This is a genomic window from Umboniibacter marinipuniceus, assembly GCF_003688415.1.
GTDB lineage: Bacteria > Pseudomonadota > Gammaproteobacteria > Pseudomonadales > DSM-25080 > Umboniibacter > Umboniibacter marinipuniceus.
In genome coordinates this window covers 214,223-235,865 of the sequence record NZ_REFJ01000005.1, presented here as the reverse complement: position 1 = coordinate 235,865, position 21,643 = coordinate 214,223, and the positions used below count along the sequence as shown (strand labels likewise).

The following is a 21,643-nucleotide window of genomic DNA, read 5'->3' as shown; positions in this document are numbered from 1 at the left end:
ACGCTAAACCCACACCTAAACGAAAAGTCGGTGGTCCGGATTCCTAACATTCAAATACTATAGCTCTGCTTCAAGATGTTTTACTAAATCAGAAAACTGACTTTCATTACCCTCGCAGAGGGTCATCAGAGTTCTGTGTGCTTCCAGTACGTGATTCTTGGCAGTCTCGTCATCGCAGCACTCGCTTTCCCATTCTATGGGGGACAAACTAGCGGAGTCAGTGGGTTGTGAGCCACTCAGGATGCAAATATTCTCAAAACCCATAGAGTGGAGAAGTCGGGTCATATCGTCGTGAGGGGTGTAGATAACCGGCATCACGCCACAAAGAGATTTTGCCCGAATACAAAGTTTTGCCATTAAGCCTAACGTGGTTGAATCAGCGTTTTCTGCTTCGCTAAAGTCAATGGTGAGATGTTTAAAAGGTTCTGCGCAAATCGTCTCAACGCATTCATCAATAGTTTTACATAGTGGAACTCGGACATCGCCGACCAATTTAACTACGTACGAGTCATTGGTGTTGGCGGATAGCAGTTTGCCTGTATTCATTCGATTAGCCTAATTGAAACAACAAAATAGCGATGTCATCCGGTACATCATTGGTTTCATTTAAGCCTAAATTTTCCACAATTTCATCTACTGATTGTGATTTTTCTACAACTTTGAGTAATTGCAATTCATTTTCAACCAATTCACCATTTTTCATCAGTTCAAACACACCGTCGGAACAGACTACTATTTGATCACCCTGTTGGAGCTTCACACTGTAGTTTCGCCACTCATTATCATCCAATAAGCCAAGTGGCATGCCGTTACCTTGCAAATACACAGCTTTGCCCGCACGACAGAGAATTGGCAGTGGCAGATGCCCCGCCACGGCATAGTGAAGTGTGCTTCTACGCCTATCCAGAATCCCAAAGAACATCGTAGCATGGCGGTCTAGCTTCGCCGAAATCAGTTGGCGGTTGATTTCCTCAAGAATATCATTGGGTGTATTAAAACGCCGCCTTTGTCCCTTGTGAGTGCGATGTGCCTTTAATAATGTGGTCGACAGATGTTTGAGAAAAACCGTCACAAACGCTGCCGGTGCGCCGTGGCCTGAAACATCCGTGAGATAGAATACGGTGAATCGATTCTCAACATCAAAGCAATCGAGAAAATCGCCACTAACAAATAACGAAGGCCGCCAGAAATGACTGATCGAGCCTTCGCCAATGCGGAGGTTCTGCTCGGGCAGCATTGCCCGCTGAATCTGTAACGCTGCTTTATGGTCTTGACGCAGTGTCGTTAAGCTGCGGTTAAGCTCTTCGTTCGCACTTTCAAGTTCCGATCGGTAGCGAAGATTTTGAGCCTTGAGAGAGCGTTGTTCTATCGCTCTTTCAATAGATAGCTCCAGGATTTCCATGTCCGCAATGGGCTTAACAAAGTAGTCATGTGCGCCAAGGCGTAACGCCCTGACAGCCTCGTGCATCTTTCCCGCCCCAGAAACCACAATAAACGGCACCTCTCGCCCTTGCTCTGAAATCGCTTCGAGCACCGAGAGGCCGTCTAAGTACGGCATCTTAAGGTCACTAATGACAACATCCGGTGAATGCGTGGCAAAGCGTGCTAAACCGATTTCACCATCTTCAGCTTCAACCACGTTGTAGCCACAGTCCGAAAAATAGAGCGATAGACTGTCACGAACGATATCATCATCTTCAATGATGAGTAACGTGTATCGATTTGGCTGAGTGTCAACGTTGGTCATTGCTTATCCTTCAAATCTACAAACCTTAGAACCATTGAAGCAGCCACCAAAATGCTTCGTTAGCGCTATTAGAACTCACTATCTTGGGGTAGCTTGTCATCGTTATCAGAACGGCCATCCGTCTCATTCAACGGCGGATCAATCTGATCGTCGGCACTGCCTGATAGATTGTCGCGATTGGGATCGCTATCCTCGTCACCACCGTAGCTTTCACCACCATAGCTTTCACCACCATAGCTTTCACCACCATAGCTTTCACCACCATAGCTTTCACCACCATAGCTTTCACCACCATAGCTTTCACCAGCTGAACCGAAGCCACCAAACTCATCAAATTCTTCGTCATCGGGCATCTGCCCATCAAGAACTAGGTACTGCCGACGCTGCAGATAGGCATCACGGATAAAGGTATAGCGATCACCGGTGATAAATGCTTCAGCCTGAATAAGCTGACTTCGGACATTTACGGCTTCAACGCCCATCAACGAATTACGGGTAGGCACGTGATCAACATAACTTGTGTAGTCCACGAAACTATCAACATAGCGAGCTGGGGCGTCGCGAAGTGTGCTCGGCCCATAGAATGGCAGCATCAGGTACGGTCCTTCTGGTACTCCGTAATAGCCCAGAGTCTGACCAAAGTCCTCGCCCTCTAAACGGCGCATGCCTAATTCACTGGCAACATCCCAGATTCCTAAAACACCAATTGTGGTGTTGGTTAAAAATCTGCCCGCGTAAACCCCCGCATCACCAATCTTCAGCTGCAGAATTGAGTTCGCCGCACTACCGATATCGTCTAAGTTAGCAAAAATGTTATCGACGCTACGCTCTACGGGGTCCGGGGTAATGTATTTGTATCCAGTAACAATGGGTAACAGGAGGTATCGGTCAGCCACATCATTGAATGTCAACATGGCACGATTCAAGTCCTCAAAGGGATCACCGTCGTAGGGGACTGGTTGAGTTTGAACAAAACCAACATCACTACCATAGCTTTCGTAGGTGACGGCAGGGAGTTCCGCTTCAGTCTCAGTAGTAGACTCTGACTGAGCAGCAACGGCAGATGACTCTATTTCGGAGTCTTGTGCGCTTGTAACGGCACTCATGGTCAGTGCTAGCAAAGCACTCACAATAACTAAACGACTATCCAAAGATCTTTCCATAAGCCAAGATTTTGTTTAGGTTAGCATAAACAATCGTCTTGGCATTAGTGTTTGATAGGTGTAATTACCGAAAAACCCAGCCTTCGAGCTGGGTTTTTCAGAGTATCTAACACACCAAACGAATCAAAGATCCGGTTAGCGCTTAGCTAGTACTTAAAACTTAATCTCAAAGCCTAGACCAAGTGTGCTCTCTTCAGCTGTCATTCCTGCTAAGTCTGTCGCTTCGAGATCTGAGAAGTAGGCGTAAAGCTTCGCCGCACTGCTCAACTTGTAATCAGCACCAATCACCAGCATTGACGATGAATCAACCGCTGTATCGCCATTGGCATCAACCCAACCATCCGCTAGACCTACTGGCTGGTAACCTTCACCGTACTGACCCCACGCCTTAATTTTACCAAACTTATAGCTCGCTGAAGCAGTGAATGCGTCGCCCAAATCAGCACCTTCTGCGGATTCAGCGGTCTGTACGATACCGCCAAACTGAAGATCACCCATGGTGTACTGAGCGGTACCACGAAGAATATTCGCGAAACCAGCATCGGACTTAGTTTCCATATCGTAGGCAACAGCTGCCATCAGACCATTTTCTTTGAAGGTTAGTGACAACGAGTTGTGCGCAAAGGCGTTATCGTTATCTACGCCCTGATCCAAAAAGGTCTGAGCATGAATTTCAAAGCCAGAAAACGTTGGAGAGATATAGCCAACCACATCATCAAAGCGCTCTTCACCCAACATGATTTGCTTGATATCAGCACCGGCCAAATCATTAGAATAATCTACCTTACCACCCGCATACTTAAGTGCTGAGTCACGACGACCTGCGTAAGCGGTACCGAAATCACCGCGGAAACCAGCAAAAGTATTACGCTGCTTGAATACAGCATCATCGTCATCAACAGACGCTTCATATTCAAGCTGGTAGATAGCTTCAAGGCCATCACCTAAATCAACGGTGCCGCGAATACCAATTCGTGAAGCGTTGGAAACTAGGTCCCAGTTTGCATCGCTACCATCGTCGACATTGATGCCTGCTAGGTTGGCTTTTCCGTACCAAGTAGGGCCGGTTGTCTCGGCCATCGCCATTGGTGCGAACATCGCTGCAGAAACTGCTGCTGATAGAAGCTTTTTGTTCATAGTTTTACCCTTGCATTAAAGTTTTGTTAAATTTCAATAACGTTAGTATTACGAGGGTTTATTACAACTATGTTACAAAAATCGAATTGGATGAAAATAAAGGCTAAAGCGTCATTCACAACGCAGAGATGTTAGGAAAGGAGACCACCGCGCCTTCTCTTTGTAACGCTGCTAACAGACTTAGCGCTGGCGACTGGATATGCGAAATATCGGTAGACATGGTTAATGCCAGGGTTGCTAGCGCCGAGTTGAGATCTTGCTCCTGTAGTAGCAGTGCCATAAGGCTGAAGCTAGCGGCATTTAGTAGTTTGTATCGCAACTTATTATGGGGGTTTCGGTAGAGTAGAATATAGGTTGGTTGCTTAGGTGGAGCTAAGCCATCATCCGCCTCGTAAATGGCGTACTCGAAGGAAAATAATGCAATCGCGGGCGAAAAATGAACGCCCTGAGGGCGGCTCTCCATCTCTTCAGCGGTAGGCCAGTCCATGGTGTCAACGTCAATCACAATACCAGCCCGCTCGTATTCGGCGAGTTCATGCTGCCATTTAGGCGCCTCACGCGCTAGAAACCATTCCAGAAATTCCCCGGAAATTTCAGCAAAGTATGGTGTCTTCGATACACCAGACTCCAGAAATGACCGAACTAGCTGACGAAACGCTTCATCGCCCATAGCGCGACGAAGTTTCTTATAGCCACCACTTAGTAAGCCAAATAGATTGTTGAACACCAACCGTTGATAGATTGCCAATCGGCGTGGTTCAACATCAAGATCCTCATGAGTGACCTTGAATCTAACACTGGCCGCCAGCGCTTCCTGAAGTTCACGAAAGTTCGACAAGCGCCTTCTCCTGAATACGCCTTACGGCGCTTATTTCCAACTTTAACTCGGCAAGCGGAGGGAAATTGAAATCGCGTTCAAGCACTGTGGGAATTGATCCGAATTGACCATAACAGTGCTGTGCCAAATTGAGCACTGGTTCAATCAACGGCGCTCCGTGGGTATCTACCTTAAGATCTTCAGCCTCGTCAGCATGACCGGCAATATGAGCATAGGCAATCCGCTCACCAGGTATTTGCGCCAAGAAATCAATTGCGTCATAGCAATGATTCACACTATTCACATAGACATTGTTGATATCTAGCATGAGTTGGCAATTAGCTTCCTGTAACACCGCGTTAATAAATGCTAGCTCAGACAGCTCTTGGCTGGGTGCCAAATAGTAAGAGATATTCTCCACCGCAATTGGCTGTTCTAAATAATCCTGAACCACGCGAATACGCTCGGCAACGTGAACAACGGCTTCTTGAGTAAAAGGAATTGGGAGCAAATCATACAGGAGGCCTTGGTGACCACAAAAACTGAGGTGCTCTGAGTAACACTTCACGTTATGGGTACGCAAAAATGCCTTTATATCAGCTAGCAGTTTGAAATCCAAAGGGTCTTGCCCCCCTAGGTTCAAAGACAACCCATGGCAGACAAAAGGGAAACGATCACTGAACCACCGAAGTTTATCGGCGTAGCGGCCACCCAAATTAATCCAATTTTCCGGCGCTAACTCGAAAAAATCAATGCCGTCACAGCCTCCCGGAGCCTGCAACTGGGTTATCAGTGAACGGCGCAGACCAAGGCCTACACCATCCACTTGAGCAAACTTGGTCAATGCTTAGGCACCGCCACACTTGCCTTCGCCGCAACTACCTTCTGAATCATCAGCGCCTTCGCCGCCACACTTGCCTTCGCCGCAGCTACCTTCTGAATCATCAGCGCCTTCGCCGCCGCACTTACCTTCGCCACAGCTACCTTCTGAATCATCAGCGCCTTCGCCGCCGCACTTACCTTCGCCACAGCTACCCTCTGAATCATCAGCGCCTTCACCGCCGCAGTTGCCTTCGCCACAGCTTCCCTCTGAATCATCAGCACCTTCGCCGCCACACTTACCTTCACCACAACTACCTTCAGCGAAGTTGACAAAATAACCATTATCCAGGTTCTCTGCTGAAAAAGGTGTAGCTTCAAGGTCTGCAGAAGATACAGCAGCCAAGGCTGCGCTCAATGCCGCAACAGCGGGTAAAATTTTATTAGACATTTGGTTTACTCCCAAAATTAGTAATGAAGCGCCAACCCAGGCAAGCAGCTGCGCACCGGTTGTTATTGTTGACTAAGCGCACTCCAAGCTTGCTTAACACGCTTCTCCGAAACCGACACAATTGTCTTCATCGGTTGAGCATAGAGCTGAATACGCCATTCCTCCATCATAAAACGAAAATCAACCATTGCAGCTTCGGATTCCCACATAAGCCCTTCCTCGGCACTCAATTTGCGAATTACGTCAGGTAAATATTCATCTACCATCGCCATCGCCAGTCGATCTTTCTGCACCTTCCCCTGAACTTGGTCAAGCCGTTTAAAACTGGCTTGCAGGTACCGCGGATACTGTTCCAGCCAACTTCTTGGGGTGCGCCATAAGAAACCGGGGCCAAATAGTTCAGCCCATTGATTCTTAATGTCACTAATGGCGAAGGTAAGGGCTAAACTATTGGTTTTCCGCAATACTCCTCGGAGTGCTGCATACTCGGTCAACAACTCGGTCAAAAAGTTAGCCAGCTCACGACAATAAAGTAAAAATTCTTTCCGATGGGCGTTAATTCGCTGGTTGAAGCCCTCTTGACTAGTGGGCCAGTCTCGCAATTGAAAGACTTCTCTTGCGGCCACCATGAGCAAATCTTCAATGAGTTGATCACGCGGGCAAATAGCCGCCAGCGCCAACTTGATCTTATTGTCTCGGAATACTTCTTTACGAATATCACGTGCCTGAGTAGGCAGCTGGAGAAGTGCTAGCCTTGCCAATCCCCGCACGCCTCGGAGTTGCGCTTCTTCGCGGCGGTCAAAGAGCTGCAATGAGGTTGACTCTCCCTCATCCACAAGCGCCGGGTAGGCGGTAATCTTAACACCAGACTTGGCAATCATTCGCTCTCTTGGCAGATCACCGAAGTTCCATTCAACAATCGACTCAACGGTATCAACCTCGTCACTTTGTACCGCTGCCAAGGCTGCTTGAATCTTCGCCTTCAGCTGCTGACGAAGTTCATTCAGATCGCGCCCCATTGCCAATCGTTTCTTGCGCTCGTCCACTACCACAATATTGAGCCGATAGAAGTCATCCAGAGTAGCCTCTTGCCAGTCAGCCGGCTCGAAGCGGACATTACTGACGTAAGAGAGCTCGTCGGATAGCGCTTGAGTGAGAGAGCGATCACCATTTCGAAGTCGAGGCATGACGCGGTCTACGAAATCGGGGACCGGCACAAACGCTTTACGCTTCGCCTTAGGGAGAGCTTTAACAAGTGCAATGCACTTATCCCTTAACAGCCCTGGAACCAACCACTCAAGCTCTGATGTTTGAACTCGCTCAAGAAATTGCAGCGGAATGACTACGCTAACGCCATCCGCAGCATGTCCTGGCTCAAAGCGATAGCGTAATTTGAACTCCGCGCCGGCCAGCTTTATCTGCGTAGGAAATTGCGCGCCATCCACCACAACATCACGCTGAGCAAGATGCGCTTGGCTCATAAACAACCGTTTTGGATGTTCTACTTCAACCGTTTTTCGCCACGTTTCAAAGCTGACTAAATCACAAATCTCCGCGGGAATACGTTCGTGGTAAAAATTAAAAATGGCTTCTTCATCCACGAGTAAATCACGGCGACGGGTCTTTTCCTCCGCCGTTTCAATCTGTTTTCGAAGCGCTGAATTATGCTGATAAAACTTCGCTTTTGATCGATACTCACCATCAACTAGGCAGCCGCGAATAAAGAGTTCACGGGCCACCACAGGATCTTTATCGCCGAAGCCCACGCGGTTTTTGTCTATCAGATTTAAACCGTAGAGCGAGATTCGTTCGAATGCCATTACCCTCCCCTGCTTTGCAGAATAGTAGGGCTCTGAGTAATGATATTTGACCAAATGCTTCGCCACAGGAAGTAGCCATTCCGGCTCAATCATCGCAACCTGATGAGCGAACACCTGCGAGGTCTCGAGCAGCTGTCCGCTCAAGATCCAGTTCGGTTTCTTCTTTCGCATTGAGGAGCCGGGAAAGATAACGAAGCGTCGTTGTCGTGCCCCAAGGTATTCATCCTTGCCGTCGCGCATGGCAACTTGCCCCAGTAGGCCCGACGCTAACGCGACGTGAATATCCTGGTAATTCGCTGGTTCATGATTTTTCTTCCAGCCTATTTCCTTGCAGACGCCTTGGATCTGAGTATAGAGGTCGCGCCATTCACGCATGCGAATATATGAGAGATACTCCTGCTTACACCGCTTTCGCAGCTGCCCCTGACTCAACTCCTCTGACCACTCATGGTAGCCATCCCAAAGATTAACGTACGCCATGAAATCGGAGTTATCATGATGCCACTGAGCGTGTTTCTGATCGGCCTGCGCCTTCTTATCCGCAGGTCGTTCACGCGGGTCTTGGGCCGCAATAGCGCTGACAATAATCAGCACTTCCCTCAACGCGTTCTTTTCCTGTGCGGTGAATAGCATCCTCGCCAGGTGCGGATCAATGGGTAGTTTCGACAGTTTCCTACCCAGTGCGGTTAGCTCGCCTGCTGAACTGACCGCTGCGATCTCCTCTAAGCGCTTGAAACCGTCATTGATAAAGCGGCTATCCGGCGCATTAACGAAGGGAAAGTGCTTGATATCACCAAGCTTCAGGTTGAGCATTTGCAGAATAACGGCGGAGAGGTTGCTGCGCATAATCTCAGGTTCAGTGAACGCTACTCGGCTAGTGAAATCTTCTTCACTGTAGAGGCGAATACACAATCCATGCGCGAGTCGCCCACAGCGACCGGCCCGCTGATTAGCGCTAGCCTGGGAGATAGCCTCTACCGGCAAGCGCTGGACCTTCGAGCGATAACTGTACCGACTGAGACGAGCAAGGCCTGGATCAATCACATAGCCAATACCTGGCACGGTTAACGACGTCTCGGCTACGTTAGTCGCTAGGACAATTCGTCTACCACGATGAGGCGCGAAGACTTTGTTTTGCTCGGCACTAGAGAGCCGCGCATATAACGGTAGAACCTCCGTATGAGCGAATTGCCTAGCCTTAAGTTGCTTATGCGTTTCGCGAATTTCCCGCTCACCCGGCAAGAACACCAATACATCACCCTTAGCCGGTGAATCGCCACGCTTTTCCAGGTTGATCAGATGTTCTACCGCTTCGCAGATGCCTTCATAGAGACTGAGGTCAGCCTCACTCTCATCGGCAATGAGTGGGCGGTACTCAATGTCCACCGGGAAACTTCGCCCCGATACTTCGATAACAGGAGCCCCCCCGAAATGCTCACTAAAACGTTCAACGTCAATCGTTGCTGAGGTAATCACCACTTTTAGGTCAGGACGTTTCGGCAGCAACTGTTTAAGGTAGCCAAGTAGAAAGTCGATATTGAGGCTTCGTTCGTGAGCCTCGTCGATAATGATGACATCGTAGCGAGAAAGCCACCGGTCTCGCGCCATCTCCGCCAACAGAATACCATCGGTCATCAGCTTAATAGCGGTATTGGGACCGCTCTGATCATTGAATCGAACCTGATAGCCTACGCTATCGCCAAGTGTTTGCCCAAGCTCCTCGGCAATTCGACTGGCGACGGAGCTTGCCGCTAAACGTCGCGGCTGCGTATGGCCGATAAGCCCGCGAGCGCCAAGCCCTAAACTAAGACAAATTTTCGGCAGCTGGGTCGTCTTTCCTGAGCCCGTTTCGCCGGCGACCACTACCACCTGATTGTCACGAATCAGCGCGGCAATCTGTTCGCGTTTCTCACTAATTGGTAGGGCATCGTCAAACCGTGGCTTAGGTAGCTGATTCAGCTTTTCCTGCAAGCGGGTTGGCGCCGAAATTACCAGTTCATCACGCTCAGCTGACAACCGTTCAACCGGCTTCTTCTGACGTTGAAGATTCTTAATTTTGTTCGTTAGCGAACGAAACTTGGCTACATCTACGCGCAGCCACTGGGAAAAGTCTTGCATGCAATTACTCTCAATAGATGGCGCTATCATAGCAAAATTCTCAGCGCGGGGCTGTATGATCACAAGGAAATGAGTCGGCGTTGAGTAGGCAGGATATTCTGGTGCCACGGTTAATGAGTACGCAATAAAAAAGGCGCCACTACCAAGTGACGCCTCCTAGAATAATTAGGCTATTCCTAATTCAACCGTAGCGCTATTTTTCTCCGAGCGCTTCGTCACGAAGCTCTCTGCGGAGGACTTTACCTACGTTTGTCTTCGGTAGTTCATCGCGGAACTCAACAAACTTTGGCACTTTGTAGGCGGTAAGGTTCTTGCGCATGAACTGACGAACATCATCGGAAGTAAGTGACGAGTCATTAGACACCACAAAGATCTTAATCACTTCCCCACTCGTTTCATCGGGAAGGCCAACCGCAGCACACTCTACGACCTTGTCATGTGCCATCAACACATCTTCTAGTTCGTTAGGGAACACATTGAAGCCGGAAACGATAATCATATCCTTCTTACGATCCACCAACTTAACGAAGCCATCTTCTTGAATAACGGCCATATCGCCGGTACGCAACCAGCCCTCTGCATCAAGTACCTCGGCAGTAGCGTCTTCGCGCTGCCAGTAGCCCTTCATCACCTGCGGCCCTTTGATACATAATTCGCCAACTTCACCAATAGGAAGATCATTGCCGTCTTCATCAATGGTCTTTACTTCGGTATTAGGTACCGGTAAGCCTACGGTACCAAGCTGTTCCGCCTTAGGCGGGTTGGCACAGGCAACGGGTGAAGTTTCAGTCATGCCATAACCTTCAGAAACCGTACAACCGGTCATTTTCTCCCAGGCTTCAGCAACCGAGCGAGACAAGGCCATGCCGCCAGACATTGTCAATTTAAGCGGCGAGAAGTCCAACTTAGCGAAGTCTGGGTTATTCATCAAACCAATAAATAGCGTATTCAAACCAATAAAGGTCGAAAACTTATGAGTCTTGAGCTCCTTCACAAACCCTGGGATATCGCGAGGGTTAGCGATAAGAACGGTGTGGAAACCACGCTGGAAGCCTACCATGCAATGAATCGTAAACGCGTAGATATGGTAAAGCGGAAGCGGCGCGATAAGAATCTCTTTACCTGGCACCATTCCGGTCGCATCCATCTGCGGCGCGGTTTGCATCATATTCGCAACAATATTGCCATGCGTTAACATCGCACCTTTCGCTACGCCAGTAGTACCACCGGTATACTGAAGTACCGCAATATCTTCGCGAGTAGGAGCCTGCTCCTGAAGTGGCTTCTGAGCACCCTTAGCTAATACATCGCGGAATTTCAGCGCGGTTGGTAGCTGGTAAGCAGGAACCATTTTCTTCACGTACTTGACCACGGAATTCACTAACACCCGCTTAACCGGTGACAACATGTCGCCAATCTCTGTGACAATCACATGCTCGATGTTGGTATCCGGAATCACTTCATCTAAAAGTGAAGCCATATTCGCTAGAATAACGATTGCCTTGGCGTTCGAGTCAGTAAACTGATGCTTCATTTCGCGGGCGGTATAAAGCGGATTAGTGTTCACGACAACTAGCCCGGCGCGAATAGCACCAAACATCGCAATTGGGTATTGAAGAATATTAGGTAGCTGCAGTGCGATACGATCGCCTGGCTGAAGATTGGTATGGTTTTGAATCCACGAGGCAAATGCGCCTGACAATTGATCCAACTCCGCGTATGAAACCTCACGCCCCATTGAAGAAAAGGCTGTGTTGCTACCATATTTTGAAACTGCTTCACGATATACCGTATTAATATTCTCGAAAGCTGCTACATCAACCTCGGCCGGTAAGCCGTGATTTAATCGTCCCTGGCGTCCTACATCTGTCATGAAAATTACCTATTTTTAGTTTAATTGTTGCTAAAGCAACGTTTTATCACAGTAACGTCAACAAAGTGTACAGAGTTTAGCACTAACTTCATAGTTACCAACACTGCATGAGAAACTTAACTTTTATGCCTATTTAACCAGGTCTTGCATCGCCCTTGCCAAGCCGTCAATAGTCAGCGGGTACATATTGTCCTCTACTAACTCTCTGACCATGGAAATGGATTGCGTATGGACCCAGTATTTTTCAGGCGTTGGGTTCAGCCAAACAAGCTTTGGAAAGGCCGCTTTAACCCGTCGCATCCAGGCCTCACCTGACTCTTGATTCCAATACTCAACACTTCCTCCCGGCGAGACAATCTCGTAGGGCGCCATCGCCGCATCACCCACGAAAATTACCTTGTAGTCCGAACCGTATTTATTGAGGACCTCGCTCAACGGCTGACTCTGTTCGGCACGACGGAGGTTATTCTTCCAGACGTGATCGTAAATAAAGTTGTGAAAGTAGAAATACTCGAGGTGTTTAAACTCAGTTTTCGCCGCCGAGAACAGCTCCTCTACCGTTCGCACATAGGAGTCCATAGAACCACCGACATCCAAGAAAAGCAGAACCTTCACGGCATTATGCTTTTCCGGAACCATAGTGATATCCAGGTAGCCGGCATTGTTGGCTGTCTTGCGAATAGTATCGTCAATATCCAGCTGATCTGCTGCGCCCGTTCTCGCAAACTTACGTAATCGCTTTAGCGCCACCTTGATATTTCGCGTACCGAGCTGAACATCATCGTCATAATTGCGATATTGCCGCTGATCCCAAACCTTCACCGCTTTACGCTGGCCACCTTGGCCGCCAACACGGATGCCCTCTGGATGGAAGCCGCCGTGTCCAAACGGGGAGGTACCGCCCGTTCCAACCCATTTATTACCGCCGGCATGACGCTCTTTTTGCTCTTCTAGGCGCTTCTTAAAAGCCTCAATGAGCTCTTCGAGCCCCCCTAGGCTTTCAATGGCGGCCTTCTCTTCTTCGCTCAGGCTTTTCATGAATTCTTGACGAAGCCAATCATCCGGTATCAATGCTTCGATGAAGTCATCCAACGACTCAAGCTCTTCAAAGTGGACCCCAAAGGCGCGATCGAATTTATCATAGTACTTTTCGTCCTTGACCAAGCACAGGCGTGCCAACTGGTAGAACTCTTCAATATTTGCAAAGACAAGGTTTTGGGACATCGCCTCCAACAATACGAGGTGCTCCTTGGGCGTAACCGGAACGCCTACCTTGCGAAGGGTGTAGAAAAACTTAAGCAGCATTTACAGGCGCTCACGACGCGCCATGAAGGCCAAACGTTCCAGAAGTTGAACGTCCTGTTCATTCTTAACCAGGGCCCCGTGTAACGGAGGAATTGCCGAACTACCCTGTTTATTAATCAGCGCATCGGCAGAAACATCATCTGCTAAGAGCAACTTCAGCCAGTCAATGAGCTCTGACGTCGACGGCTTCTTCTTTAATCCTGGTACGTTACGCAGATCAAAGAACGCCTCTAAGGCTTCATTGACCAATGTTTTCTTAACTTCAGGAAAGTGTACGTCTACGATTTGCTGCATGGTTTCTGGGGTTGGGAAGTTGATGAAGTGAAAGAAACAACGACGAAGGAAAGCATCGGGGAGTTCTTTTTCATTGTTCGAAGTGATGATAACAATAGGGCGTTGCTTCGCTTTAATTGTCTCACCAGTTTCGTAAACGAAGAACTCCATCTTATCAATTTCTACCAGCAAGTCGTTGGGGAACTCAATATCGGCTTTATCCACCTCATCAATCAGCAGCACCACGGTTTCGTCGCTCTCAAATGCCTCCCAAAGCTTTCCTTTCTTGATGTAGTTCTTGATATCGTGAACTCGATCGTCGCCAAGCTGCGAATCTCTCAAGCGAGAAACCGCATCATATTCATAGAGGCCCTGCTGAGCTTTGGTGGTTGACTTGATGTGCCACTGGATAAGTCTCAGCCCCATGGATTCGGCTACTTCTTCGGCCAACATGGTTTTGCCGGTACCTGGTTCGCCCTTAATTAGCAGCGGACGCTGAAGCGTAACGGCGGCATTAACGGCTAGACTCAGCTCACTCGTTGAAACATATCGATCGGTACCAGTAAATTTCACAAATTCTCTCCTACACACAACAGGTTTATAAATATCGCTTTCGTTAGTTTACGCCCTACGGTTCACTATGCTGTGTCCGCAGGCGACAGCTTTTAGTCTTTTGAGGTGATTCGGGCCATCGCCACGACATCTCGCTGCCGGCTTAAGCGGCGGTATTGTTGCAGAAACCACTGCGGCCCTTCGTCTGTACACAGACTAAAACCGCCCTCAGTATAGAACGTCACAAGGTGACTAAACGGAAAACAATAGATAGCGTGATGCTCATATTGGGCCATCACCTCGGCTAAAAATTTAGCGCCGATACCTCGGCCACGATAGTCAGGATGAACCACCATCGCGCGTAGAAAATGCGCTTCGCCTTTGGGTTCAATTCGAACACAAGCTATCAATTGGCTGCCCTCATACCAGCCCCACACCGTTTCCTGACGTCCCGGCGCACCGCCATATCGAGTCATTTTGTAGAACTGCTTCACTAGCGGATAGCTAATCGGATCTATCTTTTTCAACATGGCGCGTGTCCATTCATACTTGCCACCGCGTGACGTAAATAACAATCATAGTAGCGGTTCCTGTCTTGACGATACTCGTCATCAATACTCGCCAACAGCGCTTCCGCCGTACTCAAGCCATCGCCTCGTTGGTTCTTCCGAAAAGGGTATCGGCTTTCTTGGTCACTCACGCTAATTCTCGGTAACGAAGCAATTAACGGTTGTTTAGCTAGCATCTTCGCCGCCTCTTGCCAGGTTCCCTCTAGTAACCATAGACGCTTAATCCTTAGCGAAGCTGTAGTCAGAGAATCTAAATGGACTGAGCTAGTCTCGACGGACTCGGGATAGAGCAGCGCGTCGCCGGGTTGAGGCGTTATGAGTTCTGTTCGTTGGTAGAGATGGACATTAACTTGAGAATCTAGCTGAAGAAAAAACACGCTAGATGATGGCCGTTTAAGCTCAAGCGGATGCAGTAAAATATGCACCTCAAATGGCAGATTTAGGGACTGTACTGATTCACAGAAACACGCTACTTCACGCAGTTTACAGCGCCGGCAACGTGGCATACCGGCCCGATCAATTAGTGTCCCAGCCATAACAACCAAAGCTGTATCACCGAGGCATTGGCCAGATCCAGTAGGCCAGCGCCAATAAGCGGGATAACAATAAAAGCACGAGTTGACGGACCGTAACGTGCAGTGATCGAGTGCATATTGGCCACCCCTACCGGCGTGGCGCCTAATCCAATCCCAGCGAAGCCAGCACTACAAACAGCGGCATCATAGTTCTTTCCTGCTAAGGGAAAGACCACCAGCACGGCAATACCCACAACTAGAATAATTTGTCCAGTCATCATCACCGCGAGCTGACCTATTTGCGCCCAAAGGCCCATAAGATCCATGGTCATGAGGCTCATTGCCAAAAATAAATTCAGACAGACATCGCCAATCACCGAAATTATTCCAAAACTTACCTGGTAACGTCGACTACGAGCATAGTTAGCGATAGCAACACCCACTAACATTGCCGTTACGAAACCGGGTAAGAGGAGCCCTCTGGCGGACATAAGCTCATTAAGAACACCACCGAGGCCAGTACAGATTGCGAAGAAAAGCACCGCATTAATTACGCCAGAGGTGGTCATCTCAATGGCTAAGGGTGAATGAGTAGGAAGCCGCTCGATGGTTTCGTCATTCGCTGTACTGTTACGAGCAAAACGAATAAGAAACTGTCCTAATGGGCCGCCTACTAGACCACCAGCGATTAGGCCCATTGTGGCATAAGCAAGGCCTAGATCAGCGGTTCCCGAGAACCCCTGTTCCGTGAAATACTCGCCCCAAGAGATTGCCGTTCCATGCCCGCCGGCCAGCGAAATACTACCCGCCATTAGGCCGTATATTGGCTCAAGGTCAAATTGCGAAGCCAGCAGGACGGCCAACAAATTCTGAAGAAACAGTAAGGCAATGGTGGCCAACGCCAACTTTAGTAGTAAGGGACCACCTCGAAAAACATCACTAAGCTTAGCGCTCAAACCTACACTAGCGAAGAACACTAGAAGCAATGATTCTCGTGCGCTTAGATCGAAATGAAACTCAAGCTCGCTAAAGGCCGAAACCAACGTTAGTAAAGCGCTAAAGACTATACCACCAACCACTGCAGGTGGAATTTGCCAACGCGCTAACGACTCAATGCGGGTAATGGCCTGGTGCCCTAACCATAGTACAGCAATGGCAAAGACAATCACCCCGCTCGTTGCGAAACTAACGACCATCGCCGCTAGTTACCAACGTTATTGAGTCGCTTTCGAGTTCGCAGAATTGACATCACTACGCCTAGTATTGCACCAATAATAGCGCCGCCCAACAGTGACTGGCCGGCTCGCATGAAACCACCCTCCACGCCGTTAAGCAGGTCAAAGGCGGTGGCCAAAACAGCGGGCGCCCAGAGCTCTGAGCCAGCAGACTCCGCTGCCGGAGCCAAAATTATGCCTAGGGTTGCCCACCAGACAATGTAAAAAATCCATTCAGGCAGGCTATTTAATATCCGCGCCCATACAATTAAACAGATTGCGCCGCCAACAAGCCATGCACCCCACGCAAATAAATAACTATCAATCATCTCAATTAACCCATTGCACAATATGTGCTTCGATTTCATCGTCGCTTACATCGAGTTCCGATACACAGCGGTGAGCTACTGACATACCCGCTGCGATGATCGACGTTCGATCACCCGTCAGTAAATGATGCCATTCCGGTAATGGCAGCCCCATTGCCACAAGTCGATAACTACAACTCACGGGTAACCAATCAAACTGATCAATATCGTCTACCGTAAGCTGAGTGCAATCGGGAACGCGTTGCTTTCGCTGCGAGTAATCAGAGCATCGGCAGCTAGAACGGTCAAGTAACTGGCACGCAATATCGGTATAAACCAATTCGTCGGTTTCATCATCGATAAACTTCTGTAGGCAACACTTACCGCAGCCATCACAGAGTGATTCCCACTGCTCTTTCGTCATTTCAGTGAGTGGCGTGGTTTCCCAAAACGCTCTATTTAACGCACTCATCGCTGAAGTTTTGAATTCTTCAGTGCAATATCTGCCATCTCTTCGTCACGAGGAGGTGGCAATTGAAGGAAGAAGCCATTGTCTCGAATCGCATCAAGTACTTGCTTGGCATCAAATCGTGCCAATTTTTTTGTTTCCGTCAACAAAAATGCCATGCTCTCTTTAGCAGGTCCGAAACGTTTAAGCAGCGCTTCAGGCACTTTCTTTAAACCCTGAGACTTTTCCACAATCAAATACATACCGTCCTCTTTAGCGGAGCGATACACGGATACAATACAAGGCTGTTTCATACTTCTGACTCTACTGTCTTTTCATGGAAGCGCTTTTCAGCGCGTTCTAAATAGGGGGTTCTCCACGTTGGAAGCGCCGGCGACTGTTGGAAGCTATTGGTGCGAATGAAAGCTTGACCAATCTTCTTAGACGCCAACATTTCGCGCGGTATTTCCAAGGAGTGCGCCACATTATCAACCATCTTCATAAATACTTTATATTGCTTGGTTTGCGACTTAGTCAGCAGACGAGGCATTAGCGCCTCCGTTGGCTCGCTAGCCAAAACATCGGCAATAAGACTAATCCACGTTTCAGCATATCGTTTTATCTGCCCAGGGGAGAGATCGACAACCTCGGTCATCGCTGACACATGCTGAGGTTTCTGAACAGCAAGCTGCACCAATGATGCTTCCGCTAGCACTCTATTTCTTGGCATATCCCGATCGCGAGCCTGCTGCTCTCGCCAATCGCTAAGTGCTTTCGCCACGTGTTGCGTAACCGGGTCACGATCCGCCACTTTGCTAAGACGCTCGAAGTAATAGCCCAAGTGATCATTGGCGTTGGAATTAGCAATAGTAAAATCGCCCTCTTCCCAAACCCAATCTACCCGTTCCTCTAAGCGAAGCATTAGCGCTGGAAAGGCCTTAGCCAGCCATACCACATCATCCTCCGCATAGCGCAACTGTGATTCACGCAACGGTCGCTGCAGCCAATTACTCCTCGTTTCACCCTTATCGAGCTGCACATTGAAGAGATGTTCCGCAAGTTCCGCAAAACCAATTCCAGAGCGAAGCCCACATAATGATGCCGCTACCTGCGTATCAAAAATACGCTGAGGAATAGCGCCACAAAGATGCCTGAGTACCTCTAGATCCTCGCTACATGAATGCATTACGATTGCGGTGGCTTCCATCAACTTTACCAACGGGAGCCAGTCATTCACGGCTAGCGCATCAATCAGCCAAACTTTCTCGGGGGTGCCAAGCTGTATTAAGCCCGCCTTGGGATAAAAGGTCGTTCTTCGCTCAAATTCGGTATCTAAAACCAGCCAATCATGCGTTGAGAGATGCTCACAAAGCTGCCTGAGTTCATCATTTGTTTCAATCCAATTAGCGGTTTTCATTCATTCATTACCTTACGCCCACTAAAGGCGTGTGTGAGCGTTCCACCATCAACAAATTCTAATTCTCCACCCAACGGGACACCATGCGCGATGCGACTGGTGATGACGTCATACTGCTTGGCTTTCTCGGCAACATAATGCGCCGTCGCCTCACCTTCCACCGTGGGGTTAGTGGCTAGAATAAGCTCCTTGACTTCACCTTCAGCTAATAACGCTTCTAACTCATCAATACCGATATCCTGAGGACCGATGCCATCAATTGGTGATAGATGCCCCATCAGCACGAAGTAACGCCCTGAATAACCACCGGACATCTCAATTGCCATCACATCACTGGGTGATTCAACTACACACAGAACACTCGCGTCTCGGCGCGAGCTCCGACAGATACCGCATAGCTCTTCCTCAGTCAAGTTACGGCAGCGCGGGCAGCGCCCCACCTTCTCTATCGCCAGTTCAACCGAATCAGCCAATCGCTTAGCGCCTTCGGGGTTTCGTTCCAATAAGTGCAAAGCCATGCGCTGTGCCGTCTTGGGGCCAACTCCAGGGAGTACTTTGAGACTGTCAATTAACTGACTGATCAGTGGGCTAAAGTTCATAGATGCAGCTCACCTCAAAAGGGCATTTTGAAACCGTCGGGAAGTGGCATACCACCCGTCAGCGACTTCATAGCTTCTTGATTCGCGGTCTCAACACGTCGAACGGCATCATTGACCGCTGCGGCAAGTAAATCTTCCAAAAGTTCTTTATCTTCGGTTAGGAGCGATGGATCGATTTCAACATCACTAACATCATGGCGACCCGTCATCGTGACCTTAACCATACCCGCACCGGCTTCACCGACGACTTTGGCATTGGCAGCTTGTTCCTGCATATCAGCCATTTTCTTTTGCATTTCTTTTGCCTGTTTCATCAGGCTGCCCATATCACCAAAACTCATTTAAAACTCCTCTGGAGCCAGGGAAACAACCGTGTGTGGTAAAACCTTGGCACCCATTTCATGATTCAAAAACTGGATGACCGGATCACTATTAAGCTCGGCTATCGCCTGCTCTCTGCGTCGAGTATCAATCTCCAGTCTACGTAACGATGCAGTGAGTAACCCTGGATCACCCTCTACAATATTCAGTATTACGGTCTCACCCAGTGCAACCGAAAAAGCCTCGGTCAGTTGCTCGTGCTGACGCGCTTTTAGCAGCATGGATTGCGCGCTATCCATGACTAAGTTTAGCTGATTCCCCTCAACACTCTGCAGCGACATCTGATGCAGCGCACTCCCTGCAGGTCCAATCATTCTGAGTCGCAACGCGAACTCGGGAAAATTCGCCTGAGTTAACGAGTCTAAGCTAAACCCTCGCGCCACGTGACCCACTGTTGTTTCGGTCGGTTTAGGGCTATCAGCGGGAATCGCAGAATCTATGAGCGCTGCCGCGGCAACGTCGGTTCCCGCCGTTGATGGCATAGTCGCTTTATGATCGATGGGTGGCTCATTAACCCCCTGTGCGAAATCATGCACCGACTCGGTAATTGCTTCTGATACCGCTTCTGGCACTTCAATACTTGTGGACCCGGCTTCGGTGGCCGTTGCTTCCACTAACGAGGACGCTGGCTCAATCACTGCATTGTTTATGGACCCGGCTTCGGTGGCCGTTGCTTCCACTAGCGAGGACGCAGGATCAATCACTGCATTGTTTGTGGGCACGGTTTCGGTGGCTGTTACTTCCGCTAGCGAGGATGAAGGCTCTATCACTGCATTGTTTGTGGACACCTCTTTGGACGCCGTAGAGGCTGATGCAGGTAGTCCATCCACGTCCCAGGGAGGCTGATCGTCAGCAGCCGATTCACTACGCTCATCCAGCGGCTTAGCGGCTTTACTGGATAGATGCGCAACCTCAATGTCAGCTTTTTCGACTTGGGCCCCAGTCGATGCTACTTCATCCGACTGGGGTAGCGTCTTTTTTGTTGGCACTTCCGGAAGCTCATCTGGAGCATGCTCGATATCGATCACCCCCTGCGGCCGGAACGCTAGCATTCTCAGCAAAACCATTTCAAAGCCGACCATTTCGTCAGGGGAGCGCCGAAGCTCAGCGAGCGACTGAACGCCTATCTGATAGAACAGCTGTACATCTTCCGCGGTCACTCGCTGAGCTAATTCAGCAAATGCCTTGGCGTCCATTGCAACCGGTAATGGGTAATCTGGTACCACCTGTAACATGGCGAGCTTATGCAAAGCGAGGGTTAAATCGCTGAGAAGTCGGGAAAAGTCGGGAGCTTGCTGAGAAAGTTGTGCAACGAAACTCATGAGCGCTTTGCGCTCACCATCAATGAGTAACTGTAGCAGCTGCTGAATAACACCCCGATCAATAGTACCCAGCATGGCATTCACGTCTACGCTCTGTACGCTGCCATCACCAAATGCAATAGCCTGATCCGTTAATGAAAGCGCGTCACGCATACTCCCATCGGCCGCTTGAGCAATTGACCACAAAGCCTCTTCTTCATAACTCAAGGCTTCGCTGCTCAACACCGTTTCCAAATGACTCACGATTCGCTCGGGGATCATATTCTTGAGCGAAAGCTGTAGGCAACGTGACAGAACGGTAATCGGTAACTTCTGAGGGTCAGTAGTAGCCAAGAGAAACTTTACGTGCGGAGGCGGCTCCTCAAGTGTTTTCAATAGTGCATTGAAACTATGATTAGAGAGCATGTGGACCTCATCAATCAAATACACTTTAAAGCGGCCCGCGGTAGGTGCGTACTGAATATTGTCGAGTAACTCGCGGGTATCTTCCACCTTGGTTCTGCTCGCCGCATCCACTTCGATCAGATCAATGAATCGGCCCGCGGCAATGTCTAAACAGGCATTACACTCGCCACATGGTTTGGAGCTCACGCCACGTTCGCAGTTAAGGCATTTCGCAAGAATTCTCGCGATGGTGGTTTTGCCGACACCGCGAGTGCCCGTAAAGAGATACGCATGATGCAAACGGTTATTATCGAGCGCGTTAATTAACGCCCGCAACACATGCTCTTGTCCCACGGTTTCATGGAAATTAGCTGGGCGGTATTTTCGCGCGAGAACTTGGTATGACATGGG

21 protein-coding genes are annotated in these 21,643 nt (G+C 49.1%); all 21 read right to left on the bottom strand.

Annotation, left to right across the window (positions count from 1 at the left end; all coding sequences use genetic code 11):
* Positions 1–57 precede the first annotated feature (57 nt).
* The gene (locus DFR27_RS11035) at positions 58–546 is read right to left on the bottom strand and encodes an STAS domain-containing protein (RefSeq protein ID WP_121877522.1); all 489 of its coding nucleotides are present in this window, start codon (positions 544–546) and stop codon (positions 58–60) included.
* A 4-nt stretch (positions 547–550) separates the two neighbouring features.
* Positions 551–1,747 (bottom strand): PP2C family protein-serine/threonine phosphatase, encoded by a 1,197-nt coding sequence (locus DFR27_RS11030; RefSeq protein WP_121877521.1) that lies wholly within the window; start codon positions 1,745–1,747, stop codon positions 551–553.
* A gap of 68 nt (positions 1,748–1,815) precedes the next feature.
* Complete coding sequence (locus DFR27_RS11025; protein ID WP_170150851.1) at positions 1,816–2,898, bottom strand: MlaA family lipoprotein; 1,083 nt, start codon at positions 2,896–2,898, stop codon at positions 1,816–1,818.
* 165 nt (positions 2,899–3,063) lie between these two features.
* Positions 3,064–4,047: a porin gene (locus DFR27_RS11020; protein WP_121877519.1), complete on the bottom strand. Its 984-nt coding sequence runs from the start codon at positions 4,045–4,047 to the stop codon at positions 3,064–3,066.
* A 115-nt stretch (positions 4,048–4,162) separates the two neighbouring features.
* Entirely contained in the window at positions 4,163–4,885 is a 723-nt protein-coding gene (locus DFR27_RS11015) for an HvfC family RiPP maturation protein (RefSeq protein ID WP_121877518.1), read from the bottom strand.
* The gene (locus DFR27_RS11010) at positions 4,869–5,708 is read right to left on the bottom strand and encodes an HvfB family MNIO-type RiPP peptide maturase (protein WP_121877517.1); all 840 of its coding nucleotides are present in this window, start codon (positions 5,706–5,708) and stop codon (positions 4,869–4,871) included. The genes DFR27_RS11015 and DFR27_RS11010 overlap by 17 nt, the downstream gene beginning before the upstream one ends.
* 3 nt (positions 5,709–5,711) lie before the next feature.
* Positions 5,712–6,134 carry an HvfA family oxazolone/thioamide-modified RiPP metallophore gene (locus DFR27_RS11005; RefSeq protein WP_121877516.1) on the bottom strand — a complete coding sequence of 141 codons (423 nt, stop codon included), beginning with the start codon at positions 6,132–6,134 and terminating at the stop codon, positions 5,712–5,714.
* A 62-nt stretch (positions 6,135–6,196) separates the two neighbouring features.
* Positions 6,197–10,072: an ATP-dependent RNA helicase HrpA gene (gene hrpA / locus DFR27_RS11000; RefSeq protein WP_170150850.1), complete on the bottom strand. Its 3,876-nt coding sequence runs from the start codon at positions 10,070–10,072 to the stop codon at positions 6,197–6,199.
* Between the two features lie 193 nt (positions 10,073–10,265).
* Positions 10,266–11,945 (bottom strand): AMP-binding protein, encoded by a 1,680-nt coding sequence (locus DFR27_RS10995; protein WP_121877514.1) that lies wholly within the window; start codon positions 11,943–11,945, stop codon positions 10,266–10,268.
* Between the two features lie 129 nt (positions 11,946–12,074).
* Complete coding sequence (locus tag DFR27_RS10990) at positions 12,075–13,250, bottom strand: vWA domain-containing protein (protein WP_121877513.1); 1,176 nt, start codon at positions 13,248–13,250, stop codon at positions 12,075–12,077.
* A complete protein-coding gene (locus DFR27_RS10985; protein ID WP_121877512.1) occupies positions 13,251–14,096 on the bottom strand; it encodes an AAA family ATPase in 846 nt (281 codons plus the stop codon). It abuts the gene before it with no gap.
* Between the two features lie 92 nt (positions 14,097–14,188).
* The gene (locus DFR27_RS10980; protein WP_121877511.1) at positions 14,189–14,605 is read right to left on the bottom strand and encodes a GNAT family N-acetyltransferase; all 417 of its coding nucleotides are present in this window, start codon (positions 14,603–14,605) and stop codon (positions 14,189–14,191) included.
* Positions 14,599–15,180: a DTW domain-containing protein gene (locus DFR27_RS10975; RefSeq protein WP_121877510.1), complete on the bottom strand. Its 582-nt coding sequence runs from the start codon at positions 15,178–15,180 to the stop codon at positions 14,599–14,601. The genes DFR27_RS10980 and DFR27_RS10975 overlap by 7 nt, the downstream gene beginning before the upstream one ends.
* Positions 15,165–16,355: a sodium/glutamate symporter gene (gene gltS / locus DFR27_RS10970; RefSeq protein WP_121877509.1), complete on the bottom strand. Its 1,191-nt coding sequence runs from the start codon at positions 16,353–16,355 to the stop codon at positions 15,165–15,167. The genes DFR27_RS10975 and gltS overlap by 16 nt, the downstream gene beginning before the upstream one ends.
* 5 nt (positions 16,356–16,360) lie before the next feature.
* A complete protein-coding gene (locus DFR27_RS10965) occupies positions 16,361–16,702 on the bottom strand; it encodes a hypothetical protein (RefSeq protein ID WP_121877508.1) in 342 nt (113 codons plus the stop codon).
* A 1-nt stretch (position 16,703) separates the two neighbouring features.
* On the bottom strand, positions 16,704–17,153 hold the full coding sequence (locus tag DFR27_RS10960; RefSeq protein ID WP_121877507.1) for a YcgN family cysteine cluster protein: 450 nt from the start codon (positions 17,151–17,153) through the stop codon (positions 16,704–16,706).
* Complete coding sequence (locus tag DFR27_RS10955) at positions 17,150–17,443, bottom strand: YcgL domain-containing protein (RefSeq protein WP_121877506.1); 294 nt, start codon at positions 17,441–17,443, stop codon at positions 17,150–17,152. The genes DFR27_RS10960 and DFR27_RS10955 overlap by 4 nt, the downstream gene beginning before the upstream one ends.
* Positions 17,440–18,546 (bottom strand): ribonuclease D, encoded by a 1,107-nt coding sequence (locus DFR27_RS10950; RefSeq protein WP_121877505.1) that lies wholly within the window; start codon positions 18,544–18,546, stop codon positions 17,440–17,442. Before DFR27_RS10950 ends, DFR27_RS10955 begins: the two co-directional genes overlap by 4 nt.
* The gene (gene recR / locus DFR27_RS10945) at positions 18,543–19,145 is read right to left on the bottom strand and encodes a recombination mediator RecR (protein ID WP_121877504.1); all 603 of its coding nucleotides are present in this window, start codon (positions 19,143–19,145) and stop codon (positions 18,543–18,545) included. The genes DFR27_RS10950 and recR overlap by 4 nt, the downstream gene beginning before the upstream one ends.
* A 14-nt stretch (positions 19,146–19,159) precedes the next feature.
* Positions 19,160–19,486 (bottom strand): YbaB/EbfC family nucleoid-associated protein, encoded by a 327-nt coding sequence (locus DFR27_RS10940; RefSeq protein WP_121877503.1) that lies wholly within the window; start codon positions 19,484–19,486, stop codon positions 19,160–19,162.
* Positions 19,487–21,640 carry a DNA polymerase III subunit gamma/tau gene (gene dnaX, locus DFR27_RS10935; RefSeq protein ID WP_121877502.1) on the bottom strand — a complete coding sequence of 718 codons (2,154 nt, stop codon included), beginning with the start codon at positions 21,638–21,640 and terminating at the stop codon, positions 19,487–19,489.
* Positions 21,641–21,643 lie beyond the last annotated feature (3 nt).

Bases quoted from the DNA above. Each gene is read 5' to 3' on its own strand.
- DFR27_RS11035 (WP_121877522.1), bottom strand. From the start codon at position 546: ATGAATACAGGCAAACTGCTATCCGCCAACACCAATGACTCGTACGTA.
- DFR27_RS11030 (WP_121877521.1), bottom strand. From the start codon at position 1,747: ATGACCAACGTTGACACTCAGCCAAATCGATACACGTTACTCATCATT.
- DFR27_RS11020 (WP_121877519.1), bottom strand. From the start codon at position 4,047: ATGAACAAAAAGCTTCTATCAGCAGCAGTTTCTGCAGCGATGTTCGCA.
- DFR27_RS11005 (WP_121877516.1), bottom strand. From the start codon at position 6,134: ATGTCTAATAAAATTTTACCCGCTGTTGCGGCATTGAGCGCAGCCTTG.
- hrpA (WP_170150850.1), bottom strand. From the start codon at position 10,072: ATGCAAGACTTTTCCCAGTGGCTGCGCGTAGATGTAGCCAAGTTTCGT.
- DFR27_RS10995 (WP_121877514.1), bottom strand. From the start codon at position 11,945: ATGACAGATGTAGGACGCCAGGGACGATTAAATCACGGCTTACCGGCC.
- DFR27_RS10990 (WP_121877513.1), bottom strand. From the start codon at position 13,250: ATGCTGCTTAAGTTTTTCTACACCCTTCGCAAGGTAGGCGTTCCGGTT.
- DFR27_RS10980 (WP_121877511.1), bottom strand. From the start codon at position 14,605: ATGTTGAAAAAGATAGATCCGATTAGCTATCCGCTAGTGAAGCAGTTC.
- DFR27_RS10975 (WP_121877510.1), bottom strand. From the start codon at position 15,180: ATGGCTGGGACACTAATTGATCGGGCCGGTATGCCACGTTGCCGGCGC.
- gltS (WP_121877509.1), bottom strand. From the start codon at position 16,355: ATGGTCGTTAGTTTCGCAACGAGCGGGGTGATTGTCTTTGCCATTGCT.
- DFR27_RS10965 (WP_121877508.1), bottom strand. From the start codon at position 16,702: ATGATTGATAGTTATTTATTTGCGTGGGGTGCATGGCTTGTTGGCGGC.
- DFR27_RS10960 (WP_121877507.1), bottom strand. From the start codon at position 17,153: ATGAGTGCGTTAAATAGAGCGTTTTGGGAAACCACGCCACTCACTGAA.
- DFR27_RS10955 (WP_121877506.1), bottom strand. From the start codon at position 17,443: ATGAAACAGCCTTGTATTGTATCCGTGTATCGCTCCGCTAAAGAGGAC.
- DFR27_RS10950 (WP_121877505.1), bottom strand. From the start codon at position 18,546: ATGAAAACCGCTAATTGGATTGAAACAAATGATGAACTCAGGCAGCTT.
- recR (WP_121877504.1), bottom strand. From the start codon at position 19,145: ATGAACTTTAGCCCACTGATCAGTCAGTTAATTGACAGTCTCAAAGTA.
- DFR27_RS10940 (WP_121877503.1), bottom strand. From the start codon at position 19,486: ATGAGTTTTGGTGATATGGGCAGCCTGATGAAACAGGCAAAAGAAATG.
- dnaX (WP_121877502.1), bottom strand. From the start codon at position 21,640: ATGTCATACCAAGTTCTCGCGCGAAAATACCGCCCAGCTAATTTCCAT.